Origin of the sequence: Nocardia amikacinitolerans NBRC 108937, from assembly GCF_001612615.1 — a bacterium.
In the GTDB taxonomy this organism is placed as follows: domain Bacteria; phylum Actinomycetota; class Actinomycetes; order Mycobacteriales; family Mycobacteriaceae; genus Nocardia; species Nocardia amikacinitolerans.
The window spans coordinates 39,020-51,029 of sequence record NZ_BDAU01000042.1 but is presented as its reverse complement, the minus strand read 5'-3'; the positions used below and the strand labels follow the sequence as shown (position 1 = coordinate 51,029).

12 protein-coding genes are annotated in these 12,010 nt (G+C 67.4%); 7 read left to right on the top strand and 5 right to left on the bottom strand.

Features of this window, described 5'->3' with window-relative positions:
* The gene (locus tag NAM01S_RS35435; protein ID WP_157107950.1) at positions 1–231 is read right to left on the bottom strand and encodes a hypothetical protein; all 231 of its coding nucleotides are present in this window, start codon (positions 229–231) and stop codon (positions 1–3) included.
* The gene (locus tag NAM01S_RS27905) at positions 228–764 is read right to left on the bottom strand and encodes a hypothetical protein (protein ID WP_084483369.1); all 537 of its coding nucleotides are present in this window, start codon (positions 762–764) and stop codon (positions 228–230) included. Before NAM01S_RS27905 ends, NAM01S_RS35435 begins: the two co-directional genes overlap by 4 nt.
* Before the next feature lie 324 nt (positions 765–1,088).
* Here NAM01S_RS27905 and NAM01S_RS36000 point away from each other — a divergent pair, with 324 nt between their 5' ends.
* The 3 genes from NAM01S_RS36000 (at position 1,089) to NAM01S_RS27890 (ending at position 3,891) form a co-directional block, all read left to right on the top strand.
* Positions 1,089–2,474, top strand: coding sequence for a hypothetical protein (locus tag NAM01S_RS36000; RefSeq protein WP_174554873.1), 1,386 nt, complete (start codon positions 1,089–1,091; stop codon positions 2,472–2,474).
* A gap of 38 nt (positions 2,475–2,512) precedes the next feature.
* Entirely contained in the window at positions 2,513–3,016 is a 504-nt protein-coding gene (locus NAM01S_RS27895) for a flavoprotein (RefSeq protein WP_067790862.1), read from the top strand.
* Positions 3,017–3,153: 137 nt separating this feature from the next.
* Positions 3,154–3,891, top strand: coding sequence for an HAD family hydrolase (locus tag NAM01S_RS27890; protein WP_067790860.1), 738 nt, complete (start codon positions 3,154–3,156; stop codon positions 3,889–3,891).
* On the opposite strand, the gene NAM01S_RS27885 is transcribed toward NAM01S_RS27890, so the two are convergent.
* From NAM01S_RS27885 to NAM01S_RS27875, 3 genes are all read right to left on the bottom strand, one after another.
* Positions 3,885–5,213 (bottom strand): NsdA family TPR-like regulatory protein, encoded by a 1,329-nt coding sequence (locus NAM01S_RS27885; RefSeq protein WP_505250039.1) that lies wholly within the window; start codon positions 5,211–5,213, stop codon positions 3,885–3,887. The two genes, NAM01S_RS27890 and NAM01S_RS27885, sit on opposite strands and share 7 nt — an antisense overlap.
* A gap of 216 nt (positions 5,214–5,429) precedes the next feature.
* On the bottom strand, positions 5,430–6,203 hold the full coding sequence (locus NAM01S_RS27880) for an MmyB family transcriptional regulator (protein ID WP_067790856.1): 774 nt from the start codon (positions 6,201–6,203) through the stop codon (positions 5,430–5,432).
* Between the two features lie 186 nt (positions 6,204–6,389).
* Positions 6,390–7,220, bottom strand: a complete 831-nt coding sequence (locus tag NAM01S_RS27875; RefSeq protein WP_067790855.1) for an MmyB family transcriptional regulator — start codon at positions 7,218–7,220, stop codon at positions 6,390–6,392.
* 764 nt (positions 7,221–7,984) lie between these two features.
* Here NAM01S_RS27875 and NAM01S_RS27870 point away from each other — a divergent pair.
* From NAM01S_RS27870 to NAM01S_RS27855, 4 genes are all read left to right on the top strand, one after another.
* A complete protein-coding gene (locus tag NAM01S_RS27870; RefSeq protein ID WP_157107949.1) occupies positions 7,985–8,782 on the top strand; it encodes a hypothetical protein in 798 nt (265 codons plus the stop codon).
* Complete coding sequence (locus NAM01S_RS27865; RefSeq protein WP_067790851.1) at positions 8,779–10,014, top strand: cutinase family protein; 1,236 nt, start codon at positions 8,779–8,781, stop codon at positions 10,012–10,014. The genes NAM01S_RS27870 and NAM01S_RS27865 overlap by 4 nt, the downstream gene beginning before the upstream one ends.
* The gene (locus NAM01S_RS27860) at positions 10,011–11,153 is read left to right on the top strand and encodes a lipase family protein (RefSeq protein ID WP_067790849.1); all 1,143 of its coding nucleotides are present in this window, start codon (positions 10,011–10,013) and stop codon (positions 11,151–11,153) included. Before NAM01S_RS27865 ends, NAM01S_RS27860 begins: the two co-directional genes overlap by 4 nt.
* A gap of 93 nt (positions 11,154–11,246) precedes the next feature.
* Positions 11,247–12,008 carry a DUF8176 domain-containing protein gene (locus NAM01S_RS27855; protein ID WP_067790848.1) on the top strand — a complete coding sequence of 254 codons (762 nt, stop codon included), beginning with the start codon at positions 11,247–11,249 and terminating at the stop codon, positions 12,006–12,008.
* Positions 12,009–12,010 lie beyond the last annotated feature (2 nt).

The following is a 12,010-nucleotide window of genomic DNA, read 5'->3' as shown; positions in this document are numbered from 1 at the left end:
CTACCTCTCGAGGTACAAACGTTCGTTGGGGAGGCGCGGGAACTCGCGCTTGTCCAGGTCGACGGTCACCGCGTCGACGTAATGGCGGGCCTGGTGCTCCTGAACGAAGATCAACGCGGCGGTCAGGCAGGCAACGAAATCCATCCGCTGCCCGTGCAGGAACACACTCAAATGCACATCGGGTTCGGTGGGCGATGGCGACCCGTCCGGGGTCGGCGCGGTGGCGCTCATAGCGCGGGCTGTCGGGTCGGGGCCAGGCAGGCGTGCACCGCATACAGCACCACACGCCCCGAAGGCCGGAACACCGAGTGCGCGGCGGTGATCCACCCGCGATACTCCGAACCCTGATCGGCCGGGGACGGGAGCGCTACATGATCGCCGTTGCCCAGGACGGTGATTCGGCGAGCACGGTACAACGCCGCCTCGGCAGCGATCATCGTGGCCGGAATATCCGAGCGCACGAGGAAGGTCCAGGTGTGGGAGCGAGGGTGGGTCACGATCGGCCCACCGCCTTGTTTGTGGCGCTCGAGGTGGACCTTGACCATCTGCCCCAATTCCGAAGGCATCGCGATCGCCCACACCATGCCAGCGGTGAAACTGATGCGGCCGGTGGCTGGTTGGAACACGGCGGGCAGATGGCACACGCTGCGGTAGTAGTCCACTCGCGAACGTGGCGTATCCGCCGCCACCGGCGTGGGCGGCCCGGTCGGCGGCGGGGTGTTCATGGCCGCCCCCGTGCCGGTGTCGTGCCGGATGATCCCCACGGTCGAACGTTTGGGGGCGTCGAGATCTGTCAGTATGTCGGCTGATCGGTTTGTGCCATCACCCGATGACCGGTTACGCCTCGCCGCGGATGGTCGCGGGTTCAGCTCGTCGGAATGTCTCATGCGCGGGCCTCCCTGGTGACGCTTCCAGCAACTCCAGCAACGAGGGGCATCCGGCGGCTTTGCCACGGATTCCCTCGAAAACGGGTACTGGTTTCAAATCGTGGCCCGCCAGCAGTATCGGCAGGAACCGCACAGAGGTGGGGTACCGTAGGCATACCGTAGGTATTTCCCAGGTCAGGCACTGGAAAGTAGGGGGCGGCGATGATACGAGGGCGGGAATGGACCGGCTTCGAAGCTGCTGCGCTGCAAGAGGCGATGCGTAAGTCGATCCGACAGTTCGCCGCACTGCTGGGTGTCGAGACGACCACAGTCAACAATTGGCGCTCGGGCCTGAGCGCGGTCACACCCCGCCCTGTTACGCAAGAGATCCTGGACACGACCTACGCGCAACGCGCAACCCCGGAAGACCAGGAACGTTTCGAGCAAATCGTGGCAGAAGGCGAAGCCGCATGGAGGAGCCGCCACGCGCCGTCTGCGCGCCAAACCCCCGCCATGACCGCGCACACCGATGGCGGCGTCGACCGTGGCCGGTTCGAGGCACAATTCGAAGGCTCAGCTGGTCGAGGGTCGCCGGGCATCGACGCACTGGCGGCCGACGTAGACGACTTCCCTGGCCTGGTTGCCGACATCGAGACCGCTTTCTGGGCGGCGGGCAATGTCACCGATGCCGGGGGGTTGCGCCCAATCCCCGCTCTCATCGCCGCAAGCAGAGCAGTCACGCGACTCAATATGGCCGGCGAGTACACCACTCTTGCACTGATGCTCGCGCCATTGATCACCGATCTGTACCGACACACACGCGAAGGCCGCCCCGCCGAACAGCGCACCGCATGGGACACATTGGCGCAAGTAGCTTTCGACACCTCCGTTGTGATGCGCGCCCGCGGACATCTCGCGGTGGCATGGTCAGCCGCTCGGGCAGCCGAGGAAGCTGCTCGCACCATCGACAGTCGACCGGGGATCGCCGCTGCAACGTTCGTCAGCAGCCAAGTGCTGCTGGCTCGCCCCGGCTCGATGAAAGCCGCCTTGGATTGCGCGGAAAGCACTGCGGCCTTGGTCGGCTCGCAGGCGAAGACCGCCAACGATGTCCAAACGGTCGGGATGCTGCACCTGCAGGCATCGTTGGCGACTGCGGCCGTCGGCGGCGATCCACACGATCACCTCGATCACGCCGCTGAGTACGCCGCACGGCTGGACCGTCCCATCGAGACCGACAGCTCATCAATCATCGGAAACACCACCTTCGGCTCCTCGAACGTGGCGCTGTGGAAAATGTCGGTGGCCATGGAGGCGCGTGATCCGGACGCTGTGCTCGCCCTCGCGCAGAAGCTGAAACCCCAAATGTTGCCGACCCCGGGCCGGGCAGCGCAGTACTGGGTCGAGGTGGGGCGGGCGGCCGCATCGCGTCGTGACTACGCGACCTCGATCGACGCACTGCTGCGAGCCGAAAGCATTGCGCCAGAACACGTCCGGAACACCGATACGGTGCAAGAGGTGGTCGGCCAGATGATGCGCAAAGCCAAGCGCAGCCTCACGACTGGTGATCTGGGCAAGCTTGCTCAGCGCGTAGGCGTAGTGGTGGCCTAGCTCGGGACAGACCCTGAGCAGACTGCCATGATGGGCTCATGACTGAGCGCACTCGGGTGCTGTATGCGATCGTGACCGGTGCGCCACCGGCAGACACGGTCGGTGAACTGGTGGAGCTAGCGCAGGCTGACGGCTGGGACGTCTGCGTCGTCGCCTCGCCCAACGGCGCCCGGTTCATCGATACCGAGGCGTTGGCGGCGCAGACCGGATATCCGGTGCGCTCGGAGTTCAAGGAACCCGGAACCGATGACCTGCTGCCGCCAGCCGATGCCATCATCGCAGCACCGTTGACCTCTAGCTCGATGGCGAAATGGGCAACCGGCATAGGTGACACTCTGCCGCTTGCGCTGTTGGTAGAGGCAGTCGGCGCTGGGCTGCCGGTGGTGGCGATCCCGCACTCGAAGCAGGAGCAGATGAACTTCCCGGCCGTACGTGAGGCACGGGCCCGCCTCACGGAGTGGGGCGTGCGATTTGTGCGAATCAGTGACGATGCCGACACCGGCCCGCTGCCGTGGACGGCGGCACTGAAGGCTCTCAGTTAGGACCGACAACACGTTCGGCGACCGGCCCAGTTTGACGGACTCCATCTGGCACGCATCCGGACCACCTAGGCCACCTACCTCCAGGGCTCTGATCTGCGCGGTGCGGAGCAGGGCACCATCTGAAAGAATCGGTGAATATGGCTGAGACATACGCGGGACTCGTTGTTTGGGATGTTGACGGCACGCTGATCCCTGCGGACTTGCGTTGGCTACGGCGAGCTGTGGCTCGCACGTATCACATCGAGGAGTCTGCGGTCGTTTTCCCCGCTGCGCGTGTGCACGGCTACACAGACGAGTCCATTGTCGTTGATACGGCCATCGCCTCTGGAGTCACCAGCGAAGCGGCTGAAGAGGGATTCAGTCGGTACGCCGACGTACTGATGGATGTAATGTCGAACGGTGCGGCGGAACTTGCCCGCGACCAGGCCGCGTATCCGGGTGCTGCTGACACAATCACCGCCTTGGCAGAACATGGGTATGTTCAGACCGCGCTTACGGGAAACTTGCGGGTTTCGGCTGAATTCAAACTTTCGGTTACGGGCCTGGACTCACATCTGGACCTGGATATCGGCGCTTTCGGCTCCGATGCGCGGGAGCGGTTCGATCTGCCCGCGTTCGTCGTGGACCGGTTTCAAGCAAAGTACGGACACCCGTGCGATCCCGCACGAACCATCATCATCGGCGACGCGCCGAACGATATCGCTACAGCTCGGCATGCTGGATTCGGGGTTGTTGCCGTAGCTCACAGACTGACACCGGAAGAGTTGTCAGAGCATTCGCCGGATGCGATCGTCAACGAGTTGGACCCGGACACAGTGTTGCAAGCGATCCGTTCGGCGCAGGCGATCCAGTCGGCTGTCGGGATCGATCAGTAGCCGGTAATACTGTCGACCCGCTCCCTCAACGCGAGGACCGGCCTTTCATTTCGCCAGGGATCCATCCTTTCGATGGCGCGTTGTGCACGTTCGATTCCGCGATGATTGCCCATGGTCGCCAGCGCGTCGTAGGTCTCGCCGAGGACTCTGCAACCTTCTTCCAGCTCCCCTGACAGACAGTAGGCGCTGGCGAGGTCCACGCGGGCGGCGAGGGCGACGTTGGGGCTGTCGACTTCGGGGGTGTTCAACGCTTCGTTGAGCGCGGCAATCGCTCGTTTCGGTTGGCCGAGGAGGAGTTGGCACGTGCCGACGTAGACCTGAATGCGCGTGGTGTTCCAGTCACTGAATAGTCCGGCACGGTCATTCTCATCGATGTCCTCGGCGGCGCGTTGCGAGCGGGAAAGCGCTTCCTCACATTCGTCTCGCAGTTCCAGCACTGCGTAGGCTTGCGCTTGCTCGGCGCCGATTCGTGCTCGCGCCGCAGGCGGCAGATGGTCAGCGAGGTCGGCGGCCTCCTTCAGTATCCGTAGCCCGATGACGACATCGCCATCGGAGCCGATCAACGTTGCAGCATCGGATCGAAGGTTGCTCTCGAATATTCGCGCGATCCCGCCCATCGTCTTGTCTTGGAGCTGGTCGGCGAGTTTCCGGGCGAACGCGCAATGTGTGAGTGCCATCGACCGGTCACCGATGGCACTCCACACCCGGCTCGCCACAACGGATGTCATGCCCAGTAGCGCCCCGGCCTGCTGCTTGATGCGGTCATCGGTTGCAGCACGAAAGAGGGCGGCGACGGCGTCTCGATGAGCTTCTATCGGGCCGATCAGCGCGTCGGGTGCGATGCTCTGACGCTGACCCGCCAAGAGGTCGGTAACAGCGGCAAAACTACCAAGGGATCTCTCCGAAGCCGCTCGCGATCGCATCAGTGACGAAGCCACGCCGAAATCGAACGCTGCCGCGACGACCCCCTGATCGCTCTTCACAGGCAAGGAGCTGCTGATGGGAGGGGCGGGGCTGGCGGTCTCCGTTGATGCGGTGGCTTCGCGCGAGGACGCGAGATGCCGGCTTCTCCACGCAGTCTCGCCTTCGGCAACGATCTGATCGAACCGTGCTCTGTCCTCCGGTGTCGCATGTTGTGCGTAGGTCGTGTCCAGGATCGCTTGCGTCTCGGACCTGGGTTTCACCGCGCTCAACCGCGAGCGCCAATTGTTGACCGTCGTCGTCTCGACACCCAGCAGGGCAGCGAACTCCCGTATCGACTTACGCATCGCCTCCTGAAGCGCGACCGCTTCGAAGCCGGTCCATCTCCGCCCTCGTATCATCGCGCCCCCTGCTTGTCAGCTCCTGACCTGGGAAATGCACACGGTGTGCCTAACGGTACCCGACTGCGGCCCAACCCATTCCGATGTTTTTTGGGAAGCCTCAAGCTGAATCAACATCATCGTTGGCCGAGGCTATAGCGCGGTGAGACCGTTCGGATGCGTACTCCACAGGTCTCATCGCGACTGCCCGGTTCTTGCTCGTGTTCCGAGGTGTTCTCAGCAGGCGATAGCGTGGGTGTCGAAGACTCCGTAGGCGATAAGAACGTCGGGGGATTCTCCGTATTCGCTGATCGCGAGGCTCAGCGAGCGGGGTTGGTTGGTCCAGGGCGCGTGCAGGTTGATGGGGGCCAGGCGGTGGCATCCGTAGGCGACCTGCATGGGGCTTGTGTCCCAGAGGCGGGGGAATTCGGGGGTGGCTCGCAGTTTCCGGAACAGCGATTGCGCTCGGGGGTGATCACGGTATCGCCCGAGCGTGCCGCGCAGGATTGCGACGGTGTAGCGGATCTCGCTCTCCCAGTTGACGACATTGTCGCGGGCGGCGGGAGAGAACATCCACAAACCGAAGTTGTTGTCGGCCTCGGCGAGGCCGGGCACCGTGCGGTGGAAGATTCGGTTGCCGTGCAGCACGGTCCGGAGGGGATCGACGCAGACGGCGAGGACATCGCGGGTGTTGAGGTCGTCGAGGTAGGTTTGAACGCCCGCGATGGTGAGGCGCTGGCGTAACTCCTCGGCGTGGGGCAGGGCGCGGGAGGGTTGCCACAGTTCGTAGAGGTGTTGTCGCTGGGCGGGTTCGAGGTCGAAGGCGTCGGTCAGTTTGGCGAAGGCATTGGGGCCGGGGATGGTTCGATTTGCGATGATCTTGTCTAGGTGGGATGTGCTGATGTGGGCGGATCTGGCGACGTCTGAGCGGGAGCGGCGATCGCGCAGGCGCAGGAATTCCAGCGTGTCGTGGAAGTCGGGCATTTCGTCCAGGATGGGAGCTTCCTGCATCTCACCCGTCCTGTCTATGTGGTGGTAGCGCGTGTGCGATCTGCCCAGTGTGTGAACGACGGGCCGCTGGTTCGACGTAGCGGTGGTGGGTGTGTTCGGGGGGACTGCTTGTCATCGAGGACTCCTTGTCGGTGGTGCGGGTTGGGGGTTCGGGGCGGCCCCGATGGGGGCGGCTTTGCGGGTGGGTCAGGGCGATTGACGCCCGCTGTAGGGCTGTCGGTAGCACAGGCAGAATCGGGCGTCGGGTGAGCCTGGTGCGTCGCCGAGGTGGATGCGTGCGGAGTAGGGCTCGCCGGTGGTGGGGTCGCGCAGGTGGATGGGGTCGTCGGGGCGGCGGCCGTAGGCGAGGGCGATGCTGGTGTCCCACAGCTGGCTGAACAGGGCGGAACCGCGCAGGTCTTGGAAGAGGGTGCGGGCGTGCGGGGTCTCGCGATGGCGCCCGAGCGCACCGCGCAAGGTCGCGACCAGGTAGGCGGCGGCGCTGTGGTGGTCGATGACGAGGTGTTCGGCGGTCAGGGTCGTGGAGCCGGGGTGGAAGAACCACAAGCAGAGGTTGTCGCCGAACTGCTCGACGCCGGGCAGGGCCGCGCGGAAGCGCTGGTTGGTGAGGACGAGGTTCCATACGGGATCGATGTAGGCGGCGGCGATCTTGCGGTCGTCCAGGCGAGCCAGTTTCGCCCGACGATCGACGGTGACGGTGCGGGCGCGCAGCTCCTCGAGCGGCGGCAGCGGGACCGGCGGGCGGGCGAGGTCGCGGGTGTAGCGTTCCTGCGCGCGATCGAGGTCGTAGGTGGCGACGAGGTTGTTCAGAACCGTCGGCGAGCATCCGGCGTCGCCGCGCTCGATCATCTTGAGCAGGTCCTTGCTGATGTGAAGGTGGGCGGCGGCGCGCTGGCGAGAAAGCTTGCGGCTCTCACGGATTCGGCGCGCCCAGCATCCCAGCTCGGGTATCTCGTGCCCGGCGCGGTCCTGGCGGCGTCGTCGTGGACGGCGAGCCGGGTGTGTCGTCGGGTTCATCCAAAGCCCCTCCTACTACGGTATTCCGCTTCGCCTTCCCCGTGCGGTACGGTGAAAGGTTGGCTCCCCCAAGCTGATTCGTTCTTACCAGAGAAAGAACATCCCGGCAAATATCATTCTCCGTGAGCTAGCCGACGAATAGCCGAAGGCATTCGGGTGGCGAAGCGGAGTATTCGCTGCGGTCGCATACCGGAGCGGGACACGCACCCGGCGACTTTCTCGACTAGCACTTTCTTTACCCCTTCCACGCAGAGGCGCAGGCCACCGCACTGATTCGGAGGGGTAAGGAAAGTGGTAGCACAATCCTTACCCCTCGAAGGGGTAGCGCGGCAGGGGTTTTCGGGGCTGTGATGGTGGAGCAATCGCACCTGCTCCGAAAGGCAAACCCGTGGATATCTACAACATTCTGTTCCTACTCGACGCCGGGGCCTCGCTGGTCTCGACCGTGCTGAGCATCGCCTCACAGGGACTGGGCCTGATCCTGCCCTTCCTCTGACCGCTCACACCATTCCTCTTGGATGAGGAATACGGTCACGGGTCCCCGGCCGAGGTTGGGAAGCCGGGGACCCCAGCATTCCTCGCGCAATTTCCGCGCATTTCCCGACTCATTCTCTCCCACCCTTTCTCCTTCGATCGAAGGGTTATTCGTCATGCCCGAAAACGTGAAACCACCCCGGACCGCCCCACTTTCGGGGCGAGGTTGCGGCCCAGACACCCGCCATCCCCGCCGGGTGTGCGGCGGGAGGCTGCTGTGGGGTGGCCGCATGTTGGCTACCGGTGTCGTGCCGGTGGTGATGATGATCACCACGCCCGAAGTCGGTGCGGTGACGCGGGATCCGATCGCGGACCAGCCTGGAGTCACCGCCCCGGCGCAGCCCGGAACCGCCGCTCCCACCCCGCCCCCGCCACCGGACCTACCGCCGCCCGAGCCCCCTGTGTATCTGCAGCAGCCCCCTGAGGTCCGCAACGGTCCGGCCCCGCGCCCGGCACCCCCACCTGCGCCCGCGCCCCCGATCCAAGTGATCGAATTGCACTCGCCGGAACCGGTGCCGCCGGTCGCGCCGATCGAGGCGCCGCCGAACACGATCCGGATCGGCCAATGGCAGACACCCTCGCCGGACTGGGTGCCGCCGGAGGTCCGCGACACCATCAACGACGTCGCCGCCGACGCCGAGGCCCAAGCGGCGACGTTCCTGGACTCGGTCGGGATCCCGGCGGGGCGTTCGGACCGGGTGGCCGGTTCCACGATCGCCGGGGCCGGGGCCGGTGGCGCGATCGGAGGCGCGCTGGCGGGTGCCCCAGCGGCGGCAGCGGGCGCGGTCGCGGGCGGGCTGGCCGGGGGCACTATCGGCGGTATCGCCGGTGCCGCACTGGGCACGGTGGTCCCGGTGCCGGTCATCGGCACGATCACCTCCGGTGTCGCCGGAACCGCGCTCGGTGCGGCGGCCGGTGCGGTCGCGGGCGCGCTGGTCGCCGGTGTCCCAGCCGCCGTGGTCGGCGCGCTCGCCGGTGGCACCGTGGGCGCTGGATTCGGGGCCGGGGTGGGGGTGGGCCAGCCGTGACCGGTCTGCGCATCCTCACCACCACTGTCCTGGCGGCCTGCACGAGCGCGCTCTGCGCGCCCGGCACGGGGTCGGCGCAACCACCAGCCGAGCCGGGCTGCCCGGTGTTGTGGGTCCTCGGGGTGCAGGGCACCGGCGAGTCCTCCCCGGCCGCGTCCGAGACCGCCGACACCGGAATGCTGGGCGCGATACTCGGCCCGGTGGTCGCGGCGGTGCCGAATCTGGTGCAGCGCACCTACATTCCGTACTCGGCGGCATTCGGAGGCGCGGTAGGCACCGGTGGCGGCACGGCCCCGTACGCGGCCTCGGTGGGCGAGGGCTTGGCCGCGCTGACCGCGACCGCGGACAGGGTCGCTTCCGACTGCCCGGCCACGGCGCTGGCGGTGGTCGGGTTCTCCCAAGGCGCGCAGGTGGTCTCGGAATTCGCGCGCGCGGTCGGCGCGGGCGAGGGACCCGTCCCGCCCGAGCGGGTGGCCGGTATCGCCCTCTACTCCGATCCCGACCGCGCCCCGGGCTCACCGGTGATCCCCGGCCGCCCCGGCCAACTCACCCCCGACCCGGCCCCGGGCACGTCCGGGGCGGCGGTATCGGGGGTGGCGATCACCACCGCCCCGGCCTCCGGCGGCGGGATCGCCACCAGTTCGGGTGTCGACTACGGGGCGCTGACCGGCCGGGTGGCCGATGTCTGCGTCGAAGGCGACCTCAGCTGCTCCGCACCCGAACGCGCCGCCCTGCTGCGGATGGCCGCCCAGCTCGCGGCCCAGGCCGATCTGCGGGATCCGCTGGCCGCGCTCGGTTCGATCCAGGCCCTGTTGTCGGGAGCGCTCGGGGACGCGTGGACGACCGTGGTGAACAACGACTTCCGGATCGGGCCCGGAATCGTCGATTACGCGCCCGCGGCGAGTCTGGCCGAGCGCCTCACCGATGCCTCCGACCCCCGCACCCCGCCACCCGGCCCCGACCAGACCGCAGCCGCCTCAGCGCGGTGGGGGCAGATCACCGCGATCGTGGCCTCCGACCCGGTCGGGCAGCTGCCGAAACTGGCCGGGCAACTCTCCAGTGCCTGGGGGCAGCTGATGGCCGACAACGCCGACCTGACCAATCCCGGTGTGTGGCTTCGCTACGCCGACATCAACGGCCGCCACACCGGATACGCCGCCACCGGTCACCTCGCCAGCGGCATCGCGTGGCTGACCGCACTCGCCTACGACCTCGCCGGGAGCCACCAGTGACCGCCAGCAGCAACGACTTCTGCGACGTCGCGACTCTCGACGGCTACCGTCCCGGAGATCTGGTGCGCACACGGCCGGTGTTCGTTGCCCAGCTGAGCGAGGCGCGCGGGGCGTGGCAGGTCATCTACGTCTCGGCCAATTCCCGCTCCGAACCCATCGCCGCCTCGGGGATCGTGCTGATTCCAGAGGCGGTCGCAGATCCTGGCGCGACCGCGATCCTGGTGTACTGCCCGGGGTTTCGCGGCCTGGGCGGTGTGTGCGCGCCCTCGCAGTTGCTGGCGATCGGTGCCGAACCCGACACCACCGGCATCGATGCCGCGTTGCGGCGAGGGTGGGTGGTGGCGATCCCTGACGGGGAGGGACTCGGGCTCACCGGGGACGGACCGCACACCTTCCTCGCCGCCCGCGCCGGGGGCCGGGTGGCGCTGGATCTCGCGCGTGCGGTGTATCGGGGCGCGGACCTCGGTGTCGCGGTCGCACCGGTGGTGGCGTGGGGGTACGCCGATGGCGGGCGCGCGGTCGCTGCCGCCGGGGAACTACATCCCTGGTACGCGCCGGAGCTGGATCTGCGCGGCATCGCCGCCGGTGCCGTGGCCTCCGACCTCGCCGCCCTGGCTCCCGCGTTCAACCGCGGCGAGGCCACCGGCCTCGGGCTCGCCGCCCTGGTCGGCCTCTCCCACGCTTATGAGCATCTGCCGCTGCGTCACGTGCTGTCCGAGGACGGGGTGCGCGCCGTCGAGCAGGCCCAGCACCTCACCGCCGCCGAACTGCTGCAACAGTTCCCGCAACCGGTGGGGCACTGGTGCCGTCGTCCCGAGCCCTGGAACGATCACTGGTGGCGGCGGGTACTGGCGATGGAGACCCTCGCCCACACCCGCCCCGCGATGCCGCTGCACCTCTACCACGGCGGACTCGACATCGTTGTCCCCGTGCGCGCCGGTCGGCGCACCCTGATCGCCTACCGGCAGCGCGGCACGCAGGTCGACTGGCGCGAGTACGACGCCGATCACCGCAGCACCGCGCACCTGGCGATATCCGATGTCCTGGCCCGGCTCACCGTGGACATCACCAGCCGACCCCCACACCAGCCCCCCACGACACCGGTGGCACCGGAGGCCGAACACACGAGCCGCCCCTGACCCCTCCGGGGAAACCTGCCCGCACCCCGCAACCCCCTCTTCCCCGGGGTGCGGGCAGGCCCCCGGAGCATCGACCATCCCGAGGCGAGATGAATGACGAGGTACCCCCACAACCCAACCGATGACGACGCCGCCGAAACCTGGGTCTACCTGCCTCAGTCTCTTCCGGACTCGCACTTCGTTGCCGACTCCAGGTTCGTCTCCGGCGTCGACGAGCCCCGCCAGTCGCCCTTGCCCGAGGCCGTCTGGCTCGCCCCGCTACCCGACACTCCCGGCACCGCCGACACGGGCCGGTTTTCCGGATGGTGGGTCAGCATCGGGGACCGGCTGCCGCGCGGGGCCTGGGCCGCGCTGGGGGCCGCCATCGCAATACTGACCGGGACCCTGGTGGGCACGGCGACCGACAGCCGCGACGCCGGTCAGCAGGTCCAGGCCACCGCCGCGCCGCCGAGCCCGACCACCACGGCGCAGGGCGGCCCGTGCGCCGGGCTCTCGGGCGAGGTCGTCACCGACCGCGCCGGTGACCCCACAACCCTGGCCGGGGTGATCGCCTCGTTCGAATCCGCCTACTACATCGACCGTGATGCCAGCAAAGCGATGCCGTTGCTCGCGCCCGAGACCGGGATCACCGCCGAAGCCCTCGCCGCGGGCATCGCCAGCATCCCGCCCGGCACCCGGCACTGCGTGGCGATCACCCCGATCGCACCGACCACCGCGAACGTCCACATCGTCGAGCTGCGTCCGGACCGTACCCGCGTCGACTACCTCCAGCTGATCAACACCCGCCCCGCCGCCGCCGACACCGGCACCGGTACCGCGCTGCTGCTGATCTCCAACGTCCAGAAGCAGGGATAGAG